General features: G+C 65.6%; 22 protein-coding genes and 1 pseudogene. 11 read left to right on the top strand and 12 right to left on the bottom strand.

The annotated features are described in order from the left end of the window. Positions 1-5: 5 nt before the first annotated feature. Complete coding sequence (locus ACZYVJ_RS21335; RefSeq protein ID WP_463833809.1) at positions 6-689, bottom strand: MspA family porin; 684 nt, start codon at positions 687-689, stop codon at positions 6-8. 171 nt (positions 690-860) lie between these two features. Here ACZYVJ_RS21335 and ACZYVJ_RS21330 point away from each other — a divergent pair, with 171 nt between their 5' ends. Beyond that, positions 861-1,106, top strand: a complete 246-nt coding sequence (locus ACZYVJ_RS21330) for a hypothetical protein (RefSeq protein WP_463833190.1) — start codon at positions 861-863, stop codon at positions 1,104-1,106. Positions 1,107-1,114: 8 nt separating this feature from the next. On the opposite strand, the gene ACZYVJ_RS21325 is transcribed toward ACZYVJ_RS21330, so the two are convergent. From ACZYVJ_RS21325 to ACZYVJ_RS21310, 4 genes and pseudogenes are all read right to left on the bottom strand, one after another. Continuing rightward, the gene (locus tag ACZYVJ_RS21325) at positions 1,115-2,080 is read right to left on the bottom strand and encodes a phosphotransferase family protein (RefSeq protein WP_463833189.1); all 966 of its coding nucleotides are present in this window, start codon (positions 2,078-2,080) and stop codon (positions 1,115-1,117) included. Continuing rightward, positions 2,077-2,883 (bottom strand): SDR family NAD(P)-dependent oxidoreductase, encoded by an 807-nt coding sequence (locus tag ACZYVJ_RS21320; protein WP_463833188.1) that lies wholly within the window; start codon positions 2,881-2,883, stop codon positions 2,077-2,079. Before ACZYVJ_RS21320 ends, ACZYVJ_RS21325 begins: the two co-directional genes overlap by 4 nt. A gap of 44 nt (positions 2,884-2,927) precedes the next feature. Next, complete coding sequence (locus tag ACZYVJ_RS21315) at positions 2,928-3,389, bottom strand: DoxX family protein (protein WP_463833187.1); 462 nt, start codon at positions 3,387-3,389, stop codon at positions 2,928-2,930. Next, positions 3,386-3,511, bottom strand: a pseudogene (locus ACZYVJ_RS21310) (alpha/beta hydrolase); the annotation flags it as partial. The pseudogene ACZYVJ_RS21310 and the gene ACZYVJ_RS21315, both read right to left, overlap by 4 nt. Before the next feature lie 90 nt (positions 3,512-3,601). Here ACZYVJ_RS21310 and ACZYVJ_RS21305 point away from each other — a divergent pair. Then, on the top strand, positions 3,602-3,925 hold the full coding sequence (locus ACZYVJ_RS21305; protein WP_463833186.1) for a DMT family transporter: 324 nt from the start codon (positions 3,602-3,604) through the stop codon (positions 3,923-3,925). 54 nt (positions 3,926-3,979) lie between these two features. On the opposite strand, the gene ACZYVJ_RS21300 is transcribed toward ACZYVJ_RS21305, so the two are convergent. Then, positions 3,980-5,479 carry an MFS transporter gene (locus tag ACZYVJ_RS21300; protein WP_463833185.1) on the bottom strand — a complete coding sequence of 500 codons (1,500 nt, stop codon included), beginning with the start codon at positions 5,477-5,479 and terminating at the stop codon, positions 3,980-3,982. A 294-nt stretch (positions 5,480-5,773) separates the two neighbouring features. Between ACZYVJ_RS21300 and ACZYVJ_RS21295 the strand changes: the two genes are divergently transcribed. The 8 genes from ACZYVJ_RS21295 (at position 5,774) to ACZYVJ_RS21260 (ending at position 17,801) form a co-directional block, all read left to right on the top strand. Next, positions 5,774-8,209 (top strand): glycogen/starch/alpha-glucan phosphorylase, encoded by a 2,436-nt coding sequence (locus ACZYVJ_RS21295; protein ID WP_463833808.1) that lies wholly within the window; start codon positions 5,774-5,776, stop codon positions 8,207-8,209. Between the two features lie 129 nt (positions 8,210-8,338). Beyond that, positions 8,339-9,835, top strand: a complete 1,497-nt coding sequence (locus ACZYVJ_RS21290) for a hypothetical protein (protein WP_463833184.1) — start codon at positions 8,339-8,341, stop codon at positions 9,833-9,835. Between the two features lie 37 nt (positions 9,836-9,872). Further along, on the top strand, positions 9,873-10,058 hold the full coding sequence (locus tag ACZYVJ_RS21285; protein ID WP_463833183.1) for a hypothetical protein: 186 nt from the start codon (positions 9,873-9,875) through the stop codon (positions 10,056-10,058). A 62-nt stretch (positions 10,059-10,120) separates the two neighbouring features. Next, entirely contained in the window at positions 10,121-10,558 is a 438-nt protein-coding gene (locus ACZYVJ_RS21280; protein WP_463833182.1) for a hypothetical protein, read from the top strand. A gap of 251 nt (positions 10,559-10,809) precedes the next feature. Beyond that, positions 10,810-11,208 carry an MmpS family transport accessory protein gene (locus ACZYVJ_RS21275; protein ID WP_463833807.1) on the top strand — a complete coding sequence of 133 codons (399 nt, stop codon included), beginning with the start codon at positions 10,810-10,812 and terminating at the stop codon, positions 11,206-11,208. After that, the gene (locus ACZYVJ_RS21270; RefSeq protein WP_463833806.1) at positions 11,205-14,048 is read left to right on the top strand and encodes an MMPL/RND family transporter; all 2,844 of its coding nucleotides are present in this window, start codon (positions 11,205-11,207) and stop codon (positions 14,046-14,048) included. The genes ACZYVJ_RS21275 and ACZYVJ_RS21270 overlap by 4 nt, the downstream gene beginning before the upstream one ends. Continuing rightward, complete coding sequence (locus ACZYVJ_RS21265; RefSeq protein ID WP_065127500.1) at positions 14,045-14,872, top strand: mycofactocin-coupled SDR family oxidoreductase; 828 nt, start codon at positions 14,045-14,047, stop codon at positions 14,870-14,872. The genes ACZYVJ_RS21270 and ACZYVJ_RS21265 overlap by 4 nt, the downstream gene beginning before the upstream one ends. Positions 14,873-14,918: 46 nt before the next feature. After that, a complete protein-coding gene (locus ACZYVJ_RS21260) occupies positions 14,919-17,801 on the top strand; it encodes an ATP-binding cassette domain-containing protein (RefSeq protein WP_463833181.1) in 2,883 nt (960 codons plus the stop codon). Between the two features lie 13 nt (positions 17,802-17,814). Here ACZYVJ_RS21260 and eno read toward each other — a convergent pair whose 3' ends face one another. After that, positions 17,815-19,098 carry a phosphopyruvate hydratase gene (eno, locus tag ACZYVJ_RS21255; RefSeq protein ID WP_463833180.1) on the bottom strand — a complete coding sequence of 428 codons (1,284 nt, stop codon included), beginning with the start codon at positions 19,096-19,098 and terminating at the stop codon, positions 17,815-17,817. Positions 19,099-19,263: 165 nt separating this feature from the next. Between eno and ACZYVJ_RS21250 the strand changes: the two genes are divergently transcribed. Beyond that, complete coding sequence (locus ACZYVJ_RS21250; protein WP_064877339.1) at positions 19,264-19,455, top strand: ferredoxin; 192 nt, start codon at positions 19,264-19,266, stop codon at positions 19,453-19,455. A 19-nt stretch (positions 19,456-19,474) separates the two neighbouring features. On the opposite strand, the gene ACZYVJ_RS21245 is transcribed toward ACZYVJ_RS21250, so the two are convergent. From ACZYVJ_RS21245 to ACZYVJ_RS21225, 5 genes are read right to left on the bottom strand one after another with little or no spacing between them, the layout of a single operon-like run. Next, positions 19,475-20,026, bottom strand: coding sequence for a carboxymuconolactone decarboxylase family protein (locus ACZYVJ_RS21245; RefSeq protein WP_463833179.1), 552 nt, complete (start codon positions 20,024-20,026; stop codon positions 19,475-19,477). Next, positions 20,026-20,871, bottom strand: coding sequence for a TauD/TfdA dioxygenase family protein (locus ACZYVJ_RS21240; protein ID WP_463833178.1), 846 nt, complete (start codon positions 20,869-20,871; stop codon positions 20,026-20,028). Before ACZYVJ_RS21240 ends, ACZYVJ_RS21245 begins: the two co-directional genes overlap by 1 nt. A 28-nt stretch (positions 20,872-20,899) precedes the next feature. Further along, a complete protein-coding gene (locus ACZYVJ_RS21235; RefSeq protein ID WP_463833177.1) occupies positions 20,900-21,235 on the bottom strand; it encodes a hypothetical protein in 336 nt (111 codons plus the stop codon). Then, the gene (locus tag ACZYVJ_RS21230; RefSeq protein WP_463833176.1) at positions 21,232-22,497 is read right to left on the bottom strand and encodes an aromatic ring-hydroxylating oxygenase subunit alpha; all 1,266 of its coding nucleotides are present in this window, start codon (positions 22,495-22,497) and stop codon (positions 21,232-21,234) included. Before ACZYVJ_RS21230 ends, ACZYVJ_RS21235 begins: the two co-directional genes overlap by 4 nt. Positions 22,498-22,510: 13 nt before the next feature. Further along, the gene (locus ACZYVJ_RS21225; RefSeq protein ID WP_463833805.1) at positions 22,511-23,254 is read right to left on the bottom strand and encodes an SDR family NAD(P)-dependent oxidoreductase; all 744 of its coding nucleotides are present in this window, start codon (positions 23,252-23,254) and stop codon (positions 22,511-22,513) included. Positions 23,255-23,283: the final 29 nt, after the last annotated feature.

The following is a 23,283-nucleotide window of genomic DNA, read 5'->3' as shown; positions in this document are numbered from 1 at the left end:
CCCTCTCAGACTTTCTTGGTGACGCCGGCGTAGGACAGCACCACGTCGGATTCGTCGGTCACCCGGTTCAGCACCGCATAGGAACGGATGAACGACTCGCCCACGCACCCGTCGATCTTGACGTGGAAGTTGCTGACCATCACCCAGGGATTCGGGCCCCGGAACTGTTTCTTGACTACTGGCACCACAACCACGAGGCCGGGCTTGAGGCCTACATTGAGCACACCCGCGGTGGGAAAAAGAACCAACGGCAGCAGGTCGAACGGCACACCGGTCACCGGGCCCGTCACGCCCGGGGTGACGCCGGCGGTACCGCCGATCGTGACGCCGTCGGATGTGCTCATGTCGATTCCACAACCGATCTCGTAACCCACCTCGAGGACGCCCTGAGGCTGTCCCGGTCCCACCAGCGACCCGACGAATATCCCGCTGGCGAGATACTCACGGGACGAAACAGCGGTGGTCAACGGCGCCACCGGAACCTGCTGCTCGTCCCTGGCGCCCAGACCCAGGGTCCAGCCATCGGGAGTATGGAGGATTGCGGGAGGATTCGAGGGCATTGCTCCCTCGGCGTCCGGCGCCGCTTCCGCAGCGGCAGGGGCGACATCGGGATCTGCACCCGTCGTGGCCGCCGTGGGCAACGAAATGACCAGGCAGGCGGCAGCCACCATCGCGCGACGAACGACCACAGCTATGGGCCTCACGGGCGTCACCGTACGCACCCGGCAATTCGAGTAGCGAAATTTGCTGGGTGGCCGTTCGAAGTCGTTGTGCGTTTGTGACTGTTACGCGATATGGGGGCACGGGTAGACTTGGCTGTCGAAAAGCCAACAATCCCGGCCGAAACCGAGGAGGCGGCGATGACGCTTCGCACGCGCGTTCGCGGACTGTTGCTCTGCGCGACGGCGGCCATCGCCCTGGCGAGCGGAGCCGGCATCGCGCACGCGGACCCGAACGTCGATCCGCGCCCGCAACCGCCGGGGATCGACGAGGTATGGAGCCCGTTCCCGACCACCTGGACCAACCCGTCCAATGAGGGCCAGCCCGTGAACGACACGGGTGACGTCGGGATGATCTGCGAAAATCTCTTGGTGCGCTGCCAGTAATACCGGCGCTAAGCCAGCATCGACCCGGCACGGTCGAGCAGTCTCGGCAAAACCGCTGCCATGGCTTCCAATTCGGCCCGCGGCGCGGTCCGCCGGCGATTGTGTTTGACGATCAGCGACCAGGTCGCCGCCGACTTGAAGCACGCCAGCGCGGTGAACCACCCCAAATCGCTGACGTCGCAACCCAACTCAGACCCATATAACTCGGCGAGTTCGGCGATAGATGGCACCATGCCATCGGGCGCGCTAACCCGCCGGTATGTGTCCGGGTCACAGTTGATCAAAAACCAGCCCGCATCGAGGCGGGGGTCGCCTATCGACCAGATCTCCCAGTCGATGACGGCGGTGATGCGCGCCCCGTCCGCGAGCAGGTTGCCCAGCCGGAAATCACCGTGCACCACCCGGGGCGCCATCGCGCCCGGTGCGCAATCCAGCAGCGCGTCGCGCACTTTCGGCCAGTCGGGCACCAGCGCCGGGTCGACGGTCCGCAGTGTGCCGGACCACCGGTGGACTGCGGCGACCGGGTCGACTACCGGCTCGTCGCCCAGCCCGAGGTCGCTCGGCGCGAGCCTGTGCAGGGCGGCCATGGCGCGGCACGCGTTCCGGTACCGATCGCCGAGCCCCGACACCGGTGGGCAGCCATCGAATAACGGCTCCACACAATCGCCTTCGATGTGCGACATCACGTACAGCGGCGGCGTGCCGGGCGGATCCCCCGCGTCCTCCCACAGCACCGCCGGCACCGGAACACTGGTCGCGGCAAGCGCTTTGATGATGCGGGCCTGACGGAGCACGTCGCGATGCGCGACCGGTGCGACCCCCGGCGGGGCCACCTTGATCACCACGCGTTGGCCGTCCCTGGTACCCGCGAAGGTCAGGCTGGAGGCTCCCCCGGACAGCGGGACCACGTCGGCGACGCGGGCGCGGTCGAGTCGCCGGCCCAGCTCGGTGGGGTCGAGCTCGGCTCTGCTCATCCGGTCAGCGGGCCGGTCCTCGTCCAGCCCACCTCGGCGAGGAAAGGCTGGGTATGTGCGACGCGCCCGGTCAGCGTCTTCGGATCACCCGTGCACAACCGGAACGCCGTTTCGGTGATCAGTGCGATGTCCTCGGTGTCGGTCTTGGCCAGATCGAGGGTGCCGGCGCCGGGCGTGGCCACCGGATTGGACGGGGCGGCGGCGTTCACCGCGATGCCGTCGTCATAGAGTTCGGCCGCAAGGCTTTTCGTCAACCGGTTGAGCGCGGCCTTGGCCGTGCCGTAGATGCCGAAGCCGGCGGTCTGGTCGAACTCCGAGAACGGTGGCCCGGGCGGCAGGTCGCCGCCCACCGAGGTCAGGTTCAAGATCCAGCCGCGTCCACGTTCGCGCATCGCGGGTATCGCCAGCTGACACAGATGCAGGGGCCCGAGCACGTGCATCTCGATCATCAGCCGGGCGCGTCGCTCGGGAAACTCATCGAGGGGCCGCAGGAACGTCACCGCGGCGTTGTTGACCAGGATGTCGGGCGCGCCGACGGCGTCGGTCACCTCGGCGAAGAGACGTTCCCGGTCTTCGGATCGGGACAGATCGGCTTGGACCGCAATGGCTTTCCCGCCCGCGGCGACGATCTCGTCGCGCGTCTGGCTCAGCGACCCCTGATACTTCGGATCGGGGTCCATCGTGCGGGCGGTCAATGCCATCGTGGCCCCGCGTTCGGCCAGCCGCACGGCGATCGCCCTGCCCAGGCCGCGGCTGCTTCCGGTGACAAGGGCCACCATTCCGTCGCAGCGTTGTGCGCTCATCGTCAACCTCTCCGAACCCGTCCTTTGGAAACAGCTTCTCCGTATCAGAGAATGCCATTATCGCCAGTCGAGGGGAAGCCTGGGCTGTGCGCCTTTCGTAGCGCATCGAGCGAGTAGGCGCCGCCGCCGGAGAAGACCAGCAGGAAGAAGGCGAAGCAGAACAGGATCGCCAAAGCTCCGCCATTGCCCGCAGGCGGATCGCCGACCGGCCAAAGGGCCTTGGATTGATGAATCAAGAAGTAAGCGACCGCCATCTCCCCCGAGGCGACGAGCGCGGCGGCGCGGGTGAACAACCCGCCGGCGATGAGCAGACCCACGACGATTTCGATCAACCCGGCGTACCACTCCGGCCAGACGCCGAACCCGATATGAACGGACGAGCGGACGGGCCAGTCAAAAAGGCTCCTCGACCCGTACGCGGCGAAGAGCAAACCATAGACGCAGCGAAACAGGCTGAGCACCGCAGGGGCGTAGCGGGCGAGTCTCCGGTCGAGCCCATTCATCACGCCGGCAAGGTTACGGTGGCGGCCCAGGCGAGCAGACGACGCCACAACCGATGCCGGCTGGACGCCATGTTGTGGCAGTGCGCGCTGTCAGCCAGCACGATCGTGGTGATGTCGGGGCTGTTCGCGACCCTTCGTCGGCGGCTGGAAGACGACGTCCATCGCCTCCCCGTCAGGTAAATACGTACGTGTACCCGGGTATGCAAGGAGGCGTTTTGACCTATCTCTTTCTCCTCGGCGCCATATTCGCCGAGGTGATAGCGACCAGCCTGCTCAAGAGCACCGACGGCTTCAGCCGACTGTGGCCGACCGTGGTGTGCCTGATCGGTTATGCCGTCTCCTTCGCGCTGCTGGCGGTGTCGATTTCGCGCGGCATACAGACCGACGTCGCCTACGCGTTGTGGTCCGCGATCGGTACCGCCCTGATCGTGCTGATCGCTGTGCTGTTCCTGGGATCCCCGATATCTGCGACCAAGATCGCCGGGGTCGCGCTGATCATCGCCGGAGTGGTCACACTGAATTTGACCGGCGCCCACTGACCGGCTGGCTTATCCGCCGTGGCAACCAACGATCCGTTGGCTCCTGTCGCAGACCTACACAGTGTCGGGCGCGCGGTTGGCCGGTCGCCGGGTGGACGGGTCTTGACAGGCGTGGTTGATGCCCGGCACCAACTGATGCGCAAAGTCGGCGCCGGTGCGAATGGTCACCAGCGCGACGCTTCCGCCGACCACACATACGGCCGCGGCGATGATCATCGCCAGCGAGAAGCCGGGGCCCAGCGGCGTCCCGGGGGCTGCGTCGATCCCGGCTGCGACTGGTAACACGGCGATTGCGAGAAGGTTCGCGATCCTCGAAACCGCGTTGTTGACACCCGAAGCCGTCCCGGCATAGCTGTCGGGAACAGCAGAGAGAACGGCTGCAGTCAGAGGCGCCACAGTGATCGCCAGGCCGACGCTGAAGATAACCACCGCGGGCAGGACTACAGCCAGGTAAGTTGCCCCGGGCACGATACGCGCCATCAACGCCAGACCGCCCGCAGCGACGAACGGGCCGACCGTCATGGGCAGCCTGGGGCCGGTCCGCTCCCCTAACGCACCGGCGAACGGGGAGCCGATCATCATGATGATCGTCATCGGCAACGTCGCCAGCCCGGCCGCGAGGGCAGAGTAGTTCAGGCTTTGTTGCAGCTGCAGCGTCAACAAAAACAACGCACCGCCGATCGCCGTGTACACAGCCAAGGTGGTGAGGTTGGCGCCGACGAATTGCGTTGAGCGGAAAAGCTTCGGGGGCAACAGCGGTGACCGTGCGCGCCGTTCAATCAGGGGAAAAGCGACCAACGCCGTCAGGCCCACAAATGCCGGGGTGACAGTCACGAATGTCCAACCGCGCGAAGGGGCCTCGATCAGCGCGAAGATCGCCCCCGCCAGGCCGACCGTGACGGCGGCAGTCCCGGGTATGTCGGGGCCGCCCCGTGCGGTTTGATCGTGACATTCCGAGATATGCCGCGTCGCGATCCATGCCACCACGACGGCCAACGGAAGGTTCAAGAGGAAAACCCAGCGCCACGACGCCGCGTCGACCAGCCAGCCGCCGATGAACGGACCCAGCGCCGTCGTCACACCGGACATGCCCGCCCACAGACCGACGGCACGACCGCGGTCGCTGTCGGTGATGCCGGCGTCGATCAGTGCAAGACTGCCGGGCACCAACGCCGCCGCGCCGACACCCTGCACCAGCCGAGTTCCGATCAGCCATCCGATCGTCGGCGCCAAACCGCAGCCGAGAGAAGCCACGCTGAAAACCACCAGTCCTGCAAGAAAGACGCGCCGCCGGCCGTACCGGTCGCCCGCAGCGCCTCCGCAGAGGAGCAAGGCGCTCAGCGTCAACAGGTAGCCATCGAGGACCCACTGTTGGCCGGTCAGACCCCCACCAAGCTCCCTGCCGATGGTAGGCAGCGCGACGTTGACCACGGTCGCGTCCAGCAGCGCAATTCCCGAACCGAGGACAGCCGCGGCGATCAGCCAGCGCGCACCGGCCGACGCCAACGGCAGTTGACGTGGCCCTCTTGATTCACCGCCACCAGGCCGGTCCACGGGTGAGGATTCTGCGCCATGGGGATCGCCGCCGGGTCACCGACCCCGGCTGGCAACGCCGTCTCGTCCCCAGTACGTGTGCTTCCGTTTACGTGGCAGACGTCAATTCCGCTCCTGGTGTGCAAACATCGCTGCCAGACTGACGGCCTGCGCACCACTCGGTAGGCCACGCCGTGCTGACACCATCTCTAGCGAGTAGGACCCACCATGACCGACGTCGACCAGACGCCCTCCGACGGACTCTCCCCCGGCAACCCCACCCGGGCCGACTTGGTCGAGCACTCTCGCACCGGGATGGGCGCGGCGGCGCTACAGCGGGCGATCAACGACCACCTGCGCTACTCGATCGGTCGCCCGGCGGCGGCGCGGCGCCCCGAGCACTACTACCGCGCGCTCGCGCTGGCGGTGCGGGACCGCATGCAGGACCGCCGGGTGGTCTCGACGCAGACCTCACTCGACCTCGGGCGCAAGGTGACCTGCTATCTGTCGGCCGAATTCCTGATGGGCCCGCAATTGGGCAACAATCTGCTGAATCTCCAGATGGAGCGGGCCGCGCGCGAGGCGCTGGCGGCGATGGGCCAGAACCTTGACACCATTCTGGCCTGCGAGGAGGAACCCGGGCTGGGCAACGGCGGCCTCGGCAGGCTCGCCGCGTGTTACCTGGACTCGCTGGCCACCCTGGAGCGCCCGGCGATCGGCTACGGCATCCGCTACGAATTCGGCATCTTCGATCAGGAAATCCACGACGGTTGGCAGGTCGAGCAGACCGACAACTGGCTGGACAACGGAAACCCTTGGGAGATCGCCAAACCCGACGTCAGCTTCGGAGTCAAGTGGGGTGGCTACACCGAGGACTACACCGATGAGGCCGGCCACGACCGTGTCCGCTGGGTGCCCGGGCGGATGTTGAAGGGCACCGCCTACGACACACCCATCCAGGGCTACGGCGTCAACACCTGCAACGTGCTGACGTTGTGGAGCGCGCGCGCCGTCAAGTCGTTCGCGTTGGAGGCCTTCAACACCGGTGACTACTACAAGGCGGTCGAGGACGAGGTCACGTCCGAGACCGTCACCAAGGTGCTGTACCCCAATGACGAGCCCGAGGCCGGCAAGCGGCTGCGCCTGCTGCAGCAGTACTTCTTCGTGTCCTGCTCGCTGCAACACGTGCTGCACATCATGGACGACCTCGCCGACGTGTCCGTCAAGGAACTGCCGCAGCGGTTTGCCTTGCAGCTCAACGACACCCATCCCTCGATCGGGGTCGCCGAGCTGATGCGGCTGCTGGTCGATGAGCGCGAATTGGACTGGGACGAGGCGTGGGACATCACCGTCGCAACGTTCGGCTACACCAACCACACCCTGCTGCCCGAGGCGCTCGAGACCTGGCCGCTGGAGATGTTCGCCGAGTCGCTGCCCCGCCACCTGGAGATCATCTACGAGATCAACCGCCGGTTCCTCGACGAGGTGCGCGGCCGCTTCCCCGGCGACGAGGACCGCGTCGCTCGGATGTCGTTGATCGGTGAGAACGGCGGCAAGTTCGTCCGGATGGCGCACCTGGCCACCGTCGGCAGCCACGCCGTCAACGGTGTCGCCGCGCTGCACTCGGAGTTGCTGAAAAGCAGTGTGCTCAAAGACTTTTACGAGATGTGGCCGGAACGGTTCAGCAACAAGACCAACGGTGTGACGCCACGGCGCTTCCTCGCGCTGGCCAACCCCGGGCTTCGCGAGCTGCTGGACCGCACCGTCGGTGACGGCTGGTTGACCGACCTGGGCCGCCTGCGCGGGCTCGAGCCGTTCGTCGACGACGCCGCCTTTCGGCGCGAGTGGCGCGACATCAAGCGCAACAACAAGTCACGCCTGGCCAAATACATCCACTCGGTCGCCGGCGTCGAACTGAACCCGGACTGGATGTTCGACGTCCAGGTCAAGCGCATCCACGAATACAAGCGCCAGCACCTCAACGTCCTGCACGTCGTCGCGCTCTACCACCGGCTCAAGCAGAATCCCGGCCTGTCGATCCCGCAGCGCGCCTTCATCTTCGGCGGCAAGGCCGCCCCCGGTTATTTCCTGGCCAAGCGAATCATCAAGCTGATCAACGCGGTCGGGGAAACGGTGAACGCGGACCCGGACGTGAACCGATTCCTGAAGGTGGCTTTCGTGCCGAACTTCAACGTGCAGAACGCCCATATGATCTACCCGGCCGCCGACCTGTCCGAGCAGATCTCCACCGCCGGCAAGGAGGCCTCCGGCACCGGGAATATGAAGTTCATGATCAACGGGGCGCTGACCGTCGGCACGCTGGACGGGGCGAACGTCGAGATGCGCGACGAGGTCGGGCCGGAGAACTTCTTCCTGTTCGGCCTGACGGAGGAGCAGGTCGCGGCGGTCAAGGCCGACGGGTATCGGCCGGCCGATTACATCGACGGCAACGACGAGCTGCGCGCGGTGCTGGATCTCATTGCCGGAGGCACGTTCTCGCGCGGGGACACCGAAGTGTTCCGGCCCCTGGTGGACAACCTGCGCTACGACGACCCCTTCCTGGTGTGCGCCGACTACGCGTCCTACCTGGACTGCCAGGAAAGGGTCAGCGCTGCGTGGCAGGACCGGGAATCGTGGACCAAAATGTCCATCCTCAACACCGCACGCAGCGGCAAGTTCTCGTCGGATCGCGCCATCACCGAGTACTGCGACGAGATCTGGAACGTCTGGCCGCTGACGATCAAGATCTAGGGGTGACCGGGCAAGTCCGGCACTGAGCTCTCGGCCGGCCGGCCGGCCCGGTAGCCAGCGCACGCGGCCCCGGCGGCGGATCCGCCGGAAACGGGCTAGGGTGGGCGCTCACGCAACGGCAGGAGAGATGTGACTTCACGCTTCCGCAGCCTTGCCCTGGCTGCGTTGACCATGGTGCTGGCACTGCTGCTCGCTCCGTCCGCGTCGGCCGACACCTACACAGACGAGCTGGTGAACAGGTTCGACGCCCAGACGCACGTGGTGGTCGACCCGGGTGCCAGACCGCCGCTGCAGAACCCCGACAAGCTCAACGAGCAGATCCTCACCAGTTCGTGGACGTGGAGTTCGGGTGCGCCGGTGTGGGTCGCGGCGGTCTCGCCCGCGCAGAGCGGTGTGACCACGGCCGACGCCGTCCATGACGCCATGCTGGCCCGCAACGCCGGAACCAGCGGGGTCATTCTGGTGATCGACTCTCGCGGCTATCACGTGCGCGCCTACAACGTGCCCAAGGTCATCGCGGACAACGTCGATGAATTCATGAATCAGTCGGCGAAAGATCATCGCAACGACCCGTACGGCGCGACGAGCGCTTTTGTCGGCAAACTGGCGAGCGTCAACGCGGCCACCCGCGGTCCGGTGACCACCTCGCCCGTCGCGCACGAAAAGCATGACGACTGGGCCTGGCTGAAGGTGACGCTGGTCATTGCCGGCATCGGGCTGGCCATGGCCGGCCTGCTCTGGTTCGCCGTGAGCCGAAATCGTAAGCACCGCAAGGACTCCGAGTCGCGCGAGGAGATCAAGCAGGAGCTGATCGCGGCCACGTCGAGTGTCAGCGACCTCGACAACGCGGTGCTGACCGAGAGCGGTGCCGACGTCAGCGCCGAGTCGTTGAAAGCCAACGCCAGCCTGTACGACGCCCGAAACGCATATGACAAAGACGATTACGGCGCCGCGCGGGCGCATCTTCGGGTGGTCGAGTCCACGGTCACCAAGGCCAACCGGAAACTCGACCCCCGCCAACCCAGGCCCGACGTTGCCGCGGTGACTTCGGTGCCGGCCGACGATCGCAAGCAGGCCAGCGTGCGCACCAAGAACCCCGACACGGGCGAATCGGTGACGATCAACAACAACAACTACAGCACCACGGCGCAGCCCGGCTACCCGTACTACTACGGCGGCGGCTACCACAACGGGATGTTCTTCTACCCCGGCTATTACCCGTACGCGTTCTGGGGCCCGGGCTGGACGTGGGCGTTGGCCGACGTGCTGCTGGTGGATGCGCTGCTCGACGACCATTGGGGCGGCAGCTACGAGCGCGGTTTCGAGGCCGGCCGCGACTCCGCCTACGCGGATGCCGACAGCTACAGCTATGACGGCGGGCAGGGCGCGGGCTACGACAGCGCACCGGCGGACGTGGGATTCACTGGCGGCTACCAGGACTCGGGCGGCGCGGGCATCGGATTCGCGGGCGGCGACGCCACCTACTCCGGCGGAACTGACGTGGGCTTCGGCGGCGGCTGGGACTCCGGTGGTGGCTGGGACTCCAGCGGCGGCTCCGATTTCGGCGGTGGTTCGGACTTTGGTGGCGGGTCCGATTCCGGGGGTGGCGGCGACTTCGGGTTCTGACACAACGCCGGGTAGGTCGAGAAGTTAGGTTCCCTCAATGAGTGCGGACAAGATCAATCGCGCCATCCTGCTCGTCATGGTGGTGATCGGAGCGGTCGCTTACGGCCTGCTGTACAGTCACGCGTCAATCGTCTTCAAGCTGCTGGTGCCGCTCGCCCTGATCGTCCTGGTCGTCTTGATCGTTCGGGATGTGGTCAAGGACCAGGACTCCGGAAAGCGCTGAGCGCCGCGGCACTGGCTGAGGTAGCGTTCTCAGGAGCCTTCGATGGTTCGGCAGGAGAGCAAATGACCGAAATGCTGGAGTCGGGTCTATTCGGTTTTGTCACAATAGTCAGCCTTGCGCTGGCGTTGGCGTTCGTTGCTATCGCCGCGGTATACGTGAAACGGCTGGGAGACCGAAAGCCTCTTCCGATAAGCGACGAAATAGGCAGTGCCAGAGCCGTTACGCGTAAAGTGCGCAAGGGCGAACCAATGTCGCAGGAAGAGTTGGATTATGCGAGGGAGATCGTTGGCCGTCGCAGCTCGTTGATGACGTTCTCCATCCCCGCCGCTCTATTCAGTGCGGGATGCTTTTATGTGTTCGGCAGTCTTTACCACTTGCACGGTGCGACGCCCTCCGAACGGACATTTCTCGGGGTGTTCCCGATGTTGGCCTCCATGAACTTTACGACTCAGATTCTGCGCAGCATACGTTTGAGAAGGCGGTTGCGGAAATTGTCCTGATCAGACACCGGACCGGGCGTCTGATGCGGTCACGGGCAGGTCGGTACGCCGGCAACAGTTCGGGGTCGCGTTGCGGTTGCGTTATCGCCAGTCTTTGCACGATCATATGTCAATTGGATACATGACCGTCTACTATCCGCATGTGCACGAGCGCGGGAGCGGGGGCCAGAACACGATGTGCGGACCGGGTTCCGAAGGGTGATGGAGTGAGCCCCCGTTCAGTCGGTAGGACCGTCTTGGCCCGGGTCTGGATGCCAGTCGTTGCAGTCGTTGCGGTTGGCGTGGGGGCGGTGGCCATGTGGAAGGTGCACCAGTTCTCCGAACCCCCGCCTGTCGTCACTGTCAATGAACCAGCAGCGCCGCCAGAGTTCAGTATCAAACGAATCGACTACGAGGTATTCGGCTCCGTCGGGCAAGGGGGCACGCTCGTCTGGGTGGACTACGACGGGCATCCGCATACGGTCAATCTCACGACCTTGCCGTGGTCGCACACGGAGTCGACCACGCTCACCGTGGTGTCCGGCAGCATCTCGGCGCAGGTTCATGGTCGTTCAGTCGGCTGCCGGCTGCGGGTGAATGGCGTTGTCCGCGCTGAACAGTCCGATACCCATCAGGATGCACACGTCTTTTGTCTGGTGAAATCCGCATGAGCGAGCATCTAGCCGAGCACCGCGTGAAACGACCTTTCGTCCCCAGAATGGTCCGCATCTTCGCGATACCGATCATTGCCTTCTGGGCCCTTCTTGCTATTTCGACAAACACCTTCATGCCGCAGGTAGAGCGGGTCGCGGAACAGCTTGCGGGGCCGGTGGTCCCGCACTACGCGCCGTCGCAACGGGCGCTGCTGGCCATCGGTGCGAAGTTCCAGGAGTCCAATTCGACCAGCTTGGCCATGGTCGTGCTGGAAGCCAACCGGCCGCTGGGCGACGGAGACCATCAGTACTACGACGAGTTGATGCGCCGGCTGTTGCGAGACACCAAGCACGTGCAGTCCGCCATCGATCTGTGGGGGAAGCCGATCACCGCGGCGGGGGCGCAGAGCCTCGACGGCAAGGCCACCTACGTGCTGTTGCGTCTCGCGGGCGATATCGGCCAAATGCAAGCGAACGAGTCCGTCGCTGCCGTTCGGGACATCGTCGCGAAGGACACGCCACCGCCGGGGCTCAAGGTGTACGTCAGCGGCGCGGCCCCGCTCGCCAAAGACACGGTGGCCATTGCGAATAACAGCTTGAACAACATCACGATCGTGACGATCTTCCTCATCCTCGGGATGTTGCTGCTGGTGTACCGCTCCATCGTCACCCTTTTTGTGCCCTTGGCCGGCGTTCTGTTCGAGCTGCTGGTCGCGAAGGGGGTTACCGCGACCCTCGGGCATCTCGGGTACATCGAGCTCTCGTCGTTCGCGGTGAACATCGTCGTCGCCTTGACCCTGGGAGCGGGGACCGATTACGGCATCTTCTTGATCGGCCGCTATCACGAGGCGCGACACGACGGCGAAAGCAGGGAGGAGGCGTTTTACACCGCATACAAGAGTGTCGTGCCGGTCATTCTCGGCTCCGGGCTGACGATCGCGGGGGCGTGCTACTGCTTGACGTTCGCGCGACTCAACTACTTCCACACCATGGGCCCAGCCGTCGCTATCTCCATGCTGTTCACCATCTCGGCAGCGCTGACACTCGGCCCGGCCTTCTTGACCGTCGGCAGCCTTTTCGGGCTCTTCGACCCGAAAAGCAAGGCCAAGGCGCATTTGTATCGGCGGATCGGGACGAGTGTGGTCCGGTGGCCGGTGCCGATCCTGTTCGCCAGCTCCGCTGCGGTGTTACTCGGCGCGATCTTCGTGCCGACCTACCGGCAGAACTATGACGACCGTCAATACCAGCCGATCAAGGGTCTTGCCAATCAGGGTTTCGCGGCGGCGGATCGGCACTTCCCGAAGAGCAAGCTGTTCTCCGAGATGCTGATGATCGAGTCGGACCACGACCTGCGTAACTCGGCTGACTTCATCTCGCTAGACCGAGCGGCGAAGGCGCTCGAACGCCTTCCCGGCGTCGCGATGGTGCAAAGCATCACCAGGCCCATGGGCCGAGCTTTGGAACATGCCACGATTCCCTACTTGTTCACCACACAAGGCAGCGGGAACGGTCAACAGCTCCCCTTCAACCAGCAGCAAAACGCCAATACCAGCCAGCAGGCACAGATCACGACGCACACTGTCGAGGTCTTGCGCAAGGAAATCGGCTTCTTTCAGAGGGTGTCCGACGAACTGCATCAGACGGTGCTCACCGTTGAGGACCTGGAACGGGTCAGCAACGAGATGAACGAAGAAGTCTCCAACCTTGACGACTTCTTCCGCCCGGTCAAGAGCTACTTCTATTGGGAGAAGCACTGTTTCGACATCCCCATCTGCTGGGCGTTCAGATCGTTGTGGGACACCATCGACCACATTGACCACCTGGCCGAAGACATCAAGTTCGCGAGAGTCTCTCTCGTGGAGGTGGATAAGGCGTTCCCGCAGATCATCGAGCAACTGAAACTCACGGCAGACGACTCGGAGTCCTTGGCGGCTCTTTTGGTTAACACCTACGGATCCTCGTCTCTGCAAACCACCCAAACCGACCAGACATACTTCGACCAGGTCAATGTGGGGCTCGACTTCGACCAGTCCCGCAGCGACGATTTCTTCTACATCCCGCACGAGGGCTTCGACAACGAAGACGTCAAGACCGGCATGAAGCTCTTGATGTCACCGGACGGTAAGGCTGCTCGGTTCATCATCACCCACACGGGGGACGCAAATGGACCGGATGGTGTGCAGCACGTCGAACAGTTCCCCACCGCGATAACCACTGCGCTGAAAGAGACCTCGCTAGCCGGCGCGAAGATTTATATCGGCGGTTCGGGATCAACCAACAAGGACATCAAGCAATACGCTGCGTCCGATCTGCTCATCGTGGCGATCGCGGCCTTTGTGCTGATCTTCTTGATCATGTTGTTCCTGACCAGAAGTCTGATGGCCGCCATCGTCATCCCCGCCACGGTGGCCTTCTCGTACGCCGGAGCATTCGGGCTGTCCATACTCGTCTGGCAACACCTGATCGGCCTGCCGCTGTACTGGCTGATCCTGCCGCTGACGTTCATCATCCTGGTGGCGGTGGGTTCCGACTACAACCTGCTGTTGATCCTGCGTGTCAAAGAGGAACTGCACGCCGGAATTCACACCGGCCTGATCCGCGCGCTCGGAAGTACGGGCGGCGTGGTTACGTCAGCGGGTTTGGTGTTCGCGTTCACCATGCTCGCAATGCTGAGCAGCCAGCTCAGAACCGTAGGTCAGGTGGGTTCGACCGTGTGTATCGGCCTGCTGCTCGACACCCTGATCGTGCGTTCGTTCGTCGTGCCGTGCATCATGCGGATCATGGGACCCTGGTTCTGGTGGCCGACATTGGTGCGTACCCGCCCGCTGCCGCCGACACAGAAGGCTCAAATCGCATGAGCGACAACGACAAACCCCTGGCCGGCCGGGTCGCGTTCGTCACAGGTGCCGCACGCGGACAGGGCCGTTCGCATTGCGTGCGGCTGGCCCGGGCCGGAGCCGACGTCGTCGCCATCGACGCCTGCGGCCCGGTGGCGGCGAACAACGGCTACCCGGCATCCACGCCGGAGGACCTGGCCGAAACGACGAGCCTGGTGGAAAGCGAAGGCCGCAAGATGCTGGCCGCGCAGGTCGATGTCCGCGACGCGGCCGGGCAGCAACGGATCGTCGACGAGGCGATCACCCAGTTCGGCCGCCTCGACATCGTGGTCGCCAACGCCGGCGTGCTGAATTGGGGCCGGCTGTGGGAGATTTCGGCTCAGCAATGGCAGGACGTCCTCGACACCAACCTGACCGGCGTCTGGAACACCATCAAAGCCACTGTGCCCGCGATGATCCGGGCGGGTAACGGCGGCTCGATCATCACCATCAGCTCGGCCGCGGGCGTGAAGGCGGTGCCGGGCTGCGGTCATTACTGCGCCAGCAAGTTCGGTGTGGTCGGGCTGACGAACTCGCTGGCGGTCGAACTCGGCGGATACGGCATCCGGGTGAACTCGGTACACCCGTACGGCACCGACACCCCGATGGGCAATGACCCCTCGATGTGGCAGCTCTTCGCCGACAACCAGACCTACATTCACAGCTTCTCCCCCGGCGCATTACCCACCGACTCGCTCGCCGACCCGAACTTGGTCTCCGACATCGTCTTGTGGCTTGCCAGCGACGCTTCCTCACTGGTGACGGCCGCGCAAATTCCCGCCGACAAGGGCTACCTGAAGATCTGATAAGAGAGCCACCGGGAGCACCGCCGACGACGGGCATAATCGTGTCGTGAAGGCACCCGGCGCTGCACCGCCGAAAACGCGTGCCGGATCGCTACTACCCGGCGAACTGGCGCAAGCATCGGTGATGGGCGCCCTGTGCGCGGCGATCGCCATCATCGCGGTCGTCCTTCCGCACGGCGGGGGCCTCGGCCTGCTCGGCAGCGTGCCGACCGGGCTGCTCGCCTATCGCTACCGGATCCGCGTCCTGATCGCCGCGACGGTCGCCGCCGGCGTGATCGGCTTCCTGGTCGTCGGCCTGAGTGGTTTGGGCGCGATCGCGCTCTGTGCCTACGTCGGGGGCCTGGCCGGAACCGTCAAGCGTCACCGCCGCGGCACACCCACCGTCATCGTGGTGTCCTTCGGCGCGGGCGTCGTCGTCGGCGCCGGGATGGTCGTCGCGCTGAACGTCCTGACCCGGTTCCGGCAACTCGCCTTCCAGGCCGCCAGCGCCGCTGTGGACGGCGCCTCGACGATCGTGTCGCGGGTGCCGCCGCTGCGTCCGGCCGCCCAACAATTCAAGGCGTTCTTCGCCGAGGCGTTGCATTACTGGCAGTGGCTGGTCCTCGGGTACGCCGTCTTCGCCATCGTGGGCGCCTCGCTGGTCGGATGGTGGGCGTTGTCCCGGGTGCTGGAGCGGCTACGCGGGATTCCTGACGTGCACAAGCTGGACGCGCCCGCCTGCGACGGACCGATCCGGCCCGTCCCGGTACGGCTGGACCAGGTGCGCCTGCGCTACCCGCACGCCGACCACGACGCGCTGCGTGCGGTCAACCTGGACGTGCGAACGGGAGAGCACATCGCGGTCACCGGCGCCAACGGCTCCGGCAAGACGACGCTGATGTTGATCCTGGCCGGACGCGAACCGACCTCGGGCACCGTACATCGTCCCGGGGCGGTCGGGCTCGGCGAACTCGGCGGCACCGCGGTCGTCATGCAGCACCCGGAGAGCCAGGTGCTGGGCACGCGGGTCGCCGACGACGTGGTCTGGGGACTACCGCCCGGCAAGACCACCGACATCCCCCGGCTACTCGGCGAGGTCGGCCTCGCCGCACTGGCCGACCGCGATACCGGCAGTCTGTCCGGCGGAGAGCTGCAGCGCCTGGCCGTCGCCGCGGCGCTGGCACGCGAGCCGGCGTTGCTGATCGCCGACGAGGTCACCAGCATGGTCGATCGGCAGGGCCGGGAGAAACTGCTCGCGGTGCTGTCCGGCCTGACCCAACGCCACCAAACCGCGCTGGTGCACATCACCCATTACAACGACGAGGCCGAATACGCGGACCGCGCAATCAAACTCGGCGACACGTCGGTCGACTCCGATCTGGTGCAGAGCGCGACCGCCCCGGCGCCGACGGTGACCACCGATCTCGACTCCGGCGCGGCGGTCCTCGAACTCGTCCGCGTCGGACACGAATACGCCGGCGGCACGCCGTGGGCTCAGACCGCGCTGCGCGATGTCAGCTTCGCGGTGCACCAGGGTGACGGGCTGCTGATCCACGGCGGAAATGGTTCCGGCAAGTCGACACTGGCCTGGATCATGGCCGGATTGACCACACCGGCCACCGGCGCCTGCCTGCTCGACGGACGCCCGATCGCCGACCAGGTGGGCGCTGTCGCGCTGCAGTTCCAGGCGGCGCGGCTGCAGTTGATGCGCAGCCGGGTCGATCTGGAAGTGGCTTCGGCGGCCGGGTTTTCACCCGCCGATCACGCCCGGGTCACCGCGGCCCTGGCCGCCGTCGGCCTGGATGCCGGGCTGGCGAAGCGGCGCATCGACCAGCTCAGCGGTGGCCAGATGCGTCGCGTGGTGCTGGCCGGGCTGCTGGCGCGATCGCCACGCGTGTTGATCCTCGACGAGCCGCTGGCGGGGCTGGATGCCGCCAGTCAGCGCGGCCTCGTCCAGTTGCTCATCGAGCGGCGGCGCGACACCGGCCTGACCGTGGTGGTCATTTCGCATGACTTCGCCGGGCTCCAGGAGCTGTGTCCGCGCACCCTGCACCTGCATGAAGGATCACTGCAACCGGTACCGGCTGCGGCCCAGGACAATACGGCGGTTGCCGCCCCCGCGGCCAAGCGGGCGTCCGGTCGCCGGCGCCCGGTGGTGCTGCTGCGGCCGGTGCCGGGCAGCTCGCCCATACACGAGCTCTGGGCCGGGACCAAACTGCTTGTGGCGTTTGGCATTTCGCTGCTTCTGACGTTTTTCCCGGGCTGGGTCGCGATCGGGCTCACGGGCGCGCTGGCGGTGACGGGAATATGGCTCGCGCGCATCCCCCGGGGGGTGCTGCCGTCGGTGCCGCGCTGGCTGTGGATCGTGCTGGTGATCGTCGGCGTCAACGCGGCGTTCGCCGGTGGAAGCCCGAGGGTACACCTGGGCACGGTGTCGCTGGGCTTCGGCGGCCTGCTGGACTTTCTGCGCCTCACCGCACTGTCGGTGGTGTTGCTCGCCCTGGGCGCACTGGTGTCGTGGACCACCAATGTCGCCCAGATCGCCCCGGCGGTCGCCACTTTGGGTCGCTTCCTGCGGCCGCTGCGGATCCCCGTCGACGACTGGTCGGTCGCATTGGCGCTCGCGCTGCGCACCTTCCCGATGCTCATCGACGAATTCCGGGTGCTCTTCGCGGCGCGCCGGCTGCGGCCCAAGCGGCCGCCGCAGACCCGCTGGGCCAGGCTGCGACGTCCGACGGCAGACGTGATCGACGTGGTCGTCGCGGTCATCACGGTGACACTGCGCCGCGCCGACGAGATGGGCGACGCCATCACCGCCCGCGGCGGCACCGGCCAGATCTCCGCCGCCCCGTCGCGTCCGAAACCCGCCGACTGGCTGGCGCTTTCGATCGTGGTGGCGGTGTGTGGGTCTGCCGTGGCGGCCGAGCTCACGTGGTTCGCCGCCCGCTGACCCGAAAACGCCCTCAGAACCGCGCCAGCGCCGAGACATCGGCCAGCGCACAGTCCGGGATGCCTTCGGCGGCGCGCAGCAGAAAGTTGAGCTTCGCGATGCGCTCGCCCGAACGCGGCGCGCCGTTCTTTTGAAACGGTGCCCCCAGGCCCACCGCCAGGTCCATCACCACGTCGTCGATGACGCCGCCCGAGCGGCCCGACGGGATTGCCAAAACATCGTTGTGCGTGGCGTATTCGAAGCAGTCCAGGGCTTCGGCGATGGTTCCGACCTGGTTGGGCTTCAGGATGAAACCGTCCACGGCGGACGTCTCGACGGCCCGCTGCAAGCGGGAACGGTTGGTGACGATCAGGTCGTCTCCGAGGATCAGAGAACGGTGCACCGCCTGCACCGCTTTGGCGAACCCGGCCCAGTCATCCCCGTCCAGCAGGTCCTCGATGAACAGCATCGGGAACTCCCGCGACAGTCCCCGGGCATAGTCGATCAACGCCTCCGCAGTCACCCGTTCGCCGTTGAATGCGTATGTCGCGGACTCGCTGTCGTACACCTCGCTGGACGCGCAGTCCAGGGCGAACGCCATGATGTCGGCGCAGCCGGCTCGCTCGACGGCCTCGGCCAGCACCTCCAAGACGACGCGCGGGTCGCCGGACGGCGCGATGTACCCGTACGACGACGCCAGCATCGGTGCGCGGCCGAGCCGCTCGGTGAGCACCTCGCCGAGCGTCTCGAACAGACTCACCCCCTTTTCGACCGCGCATTCGATCGAGTCCGCGCGATACGGCACGACGAGGAACTCGCTGAACGTCTGGCAGACGTCGCCGTAGTGACCCCCGTTGATCATGTTGAAGCTGGGCACCGGGACGGTGGCCGGTGGCTCGAGGCCGAGTAGTGCGCCGAGATAGGTGTAGGTGGGTGTGCCGGCCGCCCCGGCGGCCGCCCGCAGCAGCGCGATCGACGTGGAGTAGATCGCGTTGCCGCCGAGCCGGCGCTTGTCCGGCGTGCCGTCGAGGTCGATCATGACCCGGTCCAGGGTCCGCGGATCGTCGAGCTCCGCGCCGATGAGCGCGGGGGCGATTTCGTCGGTCACCGCGGAGATGGCGCGGTGCACGCTCAGCCCGTTGTAGTGGGTTCGATCGCCGTCCCGCAGCACGAACGCCTCATGTGAACCCACCGAGCTGCCGGTCGGTGACGCGCCACGGCCGACAACGCCGGTGTCCGTGGTGATTTCGACCTCGAGCAGGGGCCGGGCTTTACAGTCCAGCAGTTGGCGCGCGATGACGGATGCGATCTTCATCATCGACCTCCCGGACCCAGACTTCCAGCGTAAGTCCACGCCACTGAGAGGTCACTGAGAAGTCGCCACCCGTCATTTCCCGCCCGGCCGCGCTAGGCTAGCGTTTACACAAGAAGCACTGTAAAAACTCCGAGTGTCGGACAGAGGGATCGGAGAAGGAGGATCTTCATGCGGCCGGTAGTGAACCTCGATCGGTGTGAAGGCAATGCCTACTGCGTGAACATCGCGCCGAATGTCTTCCAGCTCGACGATGACGACTACGCGGTGGTCATCGCGGACCCGGTCCCCGCCGAGCAGGAGGCGCTGGTCGAGCAGGCCATCGCCGAGTGCCCGCGCGCCGCCCTGTCCCGCGAGGACTAGCGCGCACCACGGACCGGGTCTACCCGTGCTCTTCCTGGATGCCGAACGAATTGACGGCCAACGCCAGCAAGAGGTAGCCGCCGATGGTGAACGTCAGATCCATGCATTGCTGCCGCGTGAACAGCTCGCCCAGCAGATCCCAGGTCGCTTGGCTGATCGTGCTGTCACCGGTGAGATCGTCGACGGCCCGGACCACGGCCTGGTCGGTCCGGTCGGCGCAGCGGCCGGAGCGGATGTCCTCGATCTCGGATTCGGTCAGGCCGGCGCGCAGAGCGATCGGAATGTGGTGCGACCACAGGTAGCCGCAATTGCTGCGGTGCACCACGCGAAGCAAGGCGACTTCGCGCACCCGGGGCGACAGGGTCGATCGCGTGAGCAGGTAGGCGTTGAACGGTAGGTAGGCCGCCGTCAGGTCGGGGTGACGGACCATGGTGGACAAAACATTTCCGGCACCCACGGGATTCGCCCGCTCGGCCGGGATCAGCGACGCCAGCGCCGCACGGGCGCTCTCGTCCCACTCGTGGGCGGGCAACGGTGTCAGGCGCAGCGGATGCCGGGCGGCTGCGGTCATCACTGGATCGGTTCGTCGCCGAGCACGGTGGTGCGCAGCATTTCGCGTTGTGAATCCGGGTCGTACGGGGCCGCGCGGTGCAGCACCCCGCGGTTGTCCCAGATGACGGTGTCGCCGATCGACCAGGTGTGGCTGTAGACCTTCTCGGGCACCGTGGCGCGCTCGAGAAGGCTGTCCAGCAGGGCGCGTCCCTCATCGAGATCCATGCCGACGACGTAGTCCGCGGATGCACCCAGCACCAGCGACTTGCGGCCGCTGCGGTGCGTCCACACCAGGGGATGCTCGTGGGTGCGGCGAGATCGCCAGCGCTGCACCTGTTCCGGCGACGGGTCGGGGTAGACGCGGCGCTGGGAGGCTTCCAGCGAATGCACCACACGCAGGGTGCCGAACCGGTCCTTCTCCTCGTCGCTGAGGGCGTCGTAGGCGGCGTACGAGTTGGCGAATTCGGTTTCGCCGCCCCATTCGGCGACCTGTACCGCCGACAACACGGTGGCCTTCTGCGGGCATTCGTCGCCCAGCGGCGTGCAGCCGTCGATGTGCCAGTCGAAGGTGGCCTTCAGGTAAGCGGCCGAGGCGTTCTTCGACTTGTCCAGCGTGATCGGGTAGATGCCGGCCACTGGATGGTGGCCGTCGGAGGAGTGGTCGATCTCGCCGAGGCGACGGCAGAAGCGGACCTGGGCGGCCGGGTCGAGCTGCAGACCGCGAAAGACCAGAACTCCGTTGTCTTCCAATGCATCCAGCACCGCCTCACCGACCGAGTCGTCGCTTGCCAGTGCGGCCGGCTCCAGACCCGCGACTTCGGCACCGACGGAGTCGGTGAGTTTGGTGATGGTGAGCAGACTCATGGTCGCGCCTTTCGTAAGAAGGGATGCATCAGGGCACCGGTCCGCCGGTGCGGATCATGACCGCGTCGGCGGCGTCCACCGGTGCGGGTTGGTGCATGATCTCCACCGCCATGGCGACCATGATCAGCGAATAGATCAAGTGGAGCAGGTTCAGGGCGTCGTCGGGCACATTGTCGAGGGGGAACTTGTCGCAGTAGTCGATCGCTTCTTCGAGGCGGGGAAAGAACGCGTCGTAGAAGTCGCGCAGCTCCGGCATCGACGCGTTCACCCGGGCGTTCCAGCGCTCGGTTTCGGTTGCCAAACACCAGGTTTGGGCGTAGTCCTCCAGCTCGGCGAAGGCACTGGGCAGCATGGGAGGCATCATCGCACCCCCACCGAATCCCGCTCGCGACGATAGGCTTCGACCCAGTGCACAGCGACCTTGTGCAGATGGCGCACCAGGATCTCCTGGTCGTTGAGGGGGAACTCGTCGACGATTCCGTATTCCAATGCCGCCTGCGTCCCGCCGAGCATCCCGGCGTCTTGCAGCGCAAACTCTTTCAGAACAACCGAGGCGACTTCGTGCTCGATACGCTCCCGCACGGTGCGCGCGGGATGGAAGTAGGTGTACGCCTCGAACCGGTGCGTGTTGTGCGAGGTGGGCCAGTACCGGTACAGCAGATACCAGCCGCCATAGATCAGGATCTCGATGTTGGGGAAAATCTGGAAATTGCTGATGCCCCAGGGCTCGATGTTTCCCGGATTGAGACCGGCCGGCAGTTCGCCGATGTCGGGCGTCCGCCACGGTCCCACCAGCCCGCTGCGGGTGGCCCGCTCGATCGGATACATGTATTCCGGTGGCAGCAGCCAGCGGCGCCGTCCGGCCGTGGAGACCAACCGGTGCGGGCCGTCGAGTTGGAAATGCCCGCAGGTGAATCCGGCGTTGGGTTCGCGCACCTCGGAGGGCACTTGCTGGGAGTGCAGCGAGGGCACGTGGTAGTACTCCTGGAAGGCGTCGGCGAAAATCTTCCAGTTGCTGTTGTTGTGGGCCACCCATTCGTAGCGTTCGGTCAGCTTGCCGAACGGATAGTCGTCGAGCCCGGTGATCATCGGACCGAGGAACTCACGCAGGCTCTGGCGTGGTTCGGCGTCGAAGTTGATGAACACGAAGCCGTTCCACACGTCGCAGCGCACCGGACGCAAGCCGTACTGCGCGAGATCGAGGTCGAAGAACTCCGACTCCTGCTGGACGAATTTCAACGCGCCCTGCAGGTCGTAGCGCCAGCCGTGGTATTTGCAGGTGAACTGCCGGCACGTCCCGCGGGTCTCCTCGCCCGGAAAGTCGTTCCACACCAGCTTGTTTCCGCGATGACGGCACACGTTGTAGAACGCGCGGATCTGCTCGTCCTTGCCCTTGACCAGGATCGCCGAGACGCCGGCGACCTCGATCTCCTTGGTCAGGTAGCTGCCGACGCGTGGCAACTCCTCCACGCGGGCGACGTTCAGCCACGCCCGTTTGAAGATCGCCTCGCGCTCGAGTTCGTAGAACTCCCGCGACGTCGAGTCCTTGAAGGACACGGGGCCGGTTCCCAATTCGGGATAGTGCTCGGTCCAGGAGCCCTCCGGGGGCCTGCCTTCTCTGGTCATCGAATCCTCACAATCACATCACCGCTCCGCCGTTGACGCCCAACACCTGGCCGGTGATGTACCTGGCTTCTTCCGAACATAAAAACCCCACGGCCGCGGCGATGTCGGCCCCGGTGCCGAGGTAGCCCAACGGGATATTGCTGGCGATCTGCTCGTTGGACGGCAGGTACCCGGCAGCCTGGCCCTGATGCTGCATCGGTGTCTCGATGCCCGAGGGCGGAATGTTGTTCACCGTGATCCCGTGCGGCGCGTATTCGCGGGCCAGCGACTTGGTCAAGGTGATGACTCCACCTTTGGACGCCGCGTAGTGGGCGGCGAACGGCGAGCCACGCTGGGCGCTCGACGACGAGATCATCACGATCCTCCCCCAATTCGCCTCCACCATGTCCGGCAACGCGACCTGACAGCAGTGAAAGGTCCCGGTGAGATTGACGTCGATGATCCGCGACCAGGTTTCAGCACTGATCTCCAAGAACGGCGAGAAGTCGAACATGCCGGCGCTGGTCACCAGGACCGTCACCGGGCCCAGCTCGCTGCGCACCTTCGCGAAGGCCTGCTCCACGGCGGACCGATCGGTGACGTCGGCGCCCGCCCCGAGCGCCGTCACACCGTTGGCACGCAGGTCGTCGGTGACACGCTGCGCGGCATGCTCATTGACATCGAGGACCGCGACTTTGAGTCCGCGCCGGCCCAATTCATGGCAGGTCGCCTCGCCCATACCCGAGGCGCCGCCGGTCACCACCGCGACCCTGTTCATCGACTCCGCTTTCCCATCGACCGCCTTCT

The organism is Mycobacterium sp. IDUB_3 (assembly GCF_055419585.1).
This window is presented reverse-complemented; position numbering and strand designations above follow the sequence as displayed.

Excerpts from the sequence above, each read along its gene's own strand:
- ACZYVJ_RS21330 (WP_463833190.1), top strand. The coding sequence starts at position 861 with ATGACGCTTCGCACGCGCGTTCGCGGACTGTTGCTCTGCGCGACGGCG.
- ACZYVJ_RS21325 (WP_463833189.1), bottom strand. The coding sequence starts at position 2,080 with ATGAGCAGAGCCGAGCTCGACCCCACCGAGCTGGGCCGGCGACTCGAC.
- ACZYVJ_RS21320 (WP_463833188.1), bottom strand. The coding sequence starts at position 2,883 with ATGAGCGCACAACGCTGCGACGGAATGGTGGCCCTTGTCACCGGAAGC.
- ACZYVJ_RS21295 (WP_463833808.1), top strand. The coding sequence starts at position 5,774 with ATGGGCGCGGCGGCGCTACAGCGGGCGATCAACGACCACCTGCGCTAC.
- ACZYVJ_RS21285 (WP_463833183.1), top strand. The coding sequence starts at position 9,873 with ATGAGTGCGGACAAGATCAATCGCGCCATCCTGCTCGTCATGGTGGTG.
- ACZYVJ_RS21280 (WP_463833182.1), top strand. The coding sequence starts at position 10,121 with ATGACCGAAATGCTGGAGTCGGGTCTATTCGGTTTTGTCACAATAGTC.
- ACZYVJ_RS21275 (WP_463833807.1), top strand. The coding sequence starts at position 10,810 with ATGCCAGTCGTTGCAGTCGTTGCGGTTGGCGTGGGGGCGGTGGCCATG.
- ACZYVJ_RS21270 (WP_463833806.1), top strand. The coding sequence starts at position 11,205 with ATGAGCGAGCATCTAGCCGAGCACCGCGTGAAACGACCTTTCGTCCCC.
- ACZYVJ_RS21265 (WP_065127500.1), top strand. The coding sequence starts at position 14,045 with ATGAGCGACAACGACAAACCCCTGGCCGGCCGGGTCGCGTTCGTCACA.
- eno (WP_463833180.1), bottom strand. The coding sequence starts at position 19,098 with ATGATGAAGATCGCATCCGTCATCGCGCGCCAACTGCTGGACTGTAAA.
- ACZYVJ_RS21250 (WP_064877339.1), top strand. The coding sequence starts at position 19,264 with ATGCGGCCGGTAGTGAACCTCGATCGGTGTGAAGGCAATGCCTACTGC.
- ACZYVJ_RS21245 (WP_463833179.1), bottom strand. The coding sequence starts at position 20,026 with ATGACCGCAGCCGCCCGGCATCCGCTGCGCCTGACACCGTTGCCCGCC.
- ACZYVJ_RS21240 (WP_463833178.1), bottom strand. The coding sequence starts at position 20,871 with ATGAGTCTGCTCACCATCACCAAACTCACCGACTCCGTCGGTGCCGAA.
- ACZYVJ_RS21235 (WP_463833177.1), bottom strand. The coding sequence starts at position 21,235 with ATGATGCCTCCCATGCTGCCCAGTGCCTTCGCCGAGCTGGAGGACTAC.
- ACZYVJ_RS21230 (WP_463833176.1), bottom strand. The coding sequence starts at position 22,497 with ATGACCAGAGAAGGCAGGCCCCCGGAGGGCTCCTGGACCGAGCACTAT.
- ACZYVJ_RS21225 (WP_463833805.1), bottom strand. The coding sequence starts at position 23,254 with ATGAACAGGGTCGCGGTGGTGACCGGCGGCGCCTCGGGTATGGGCGAG.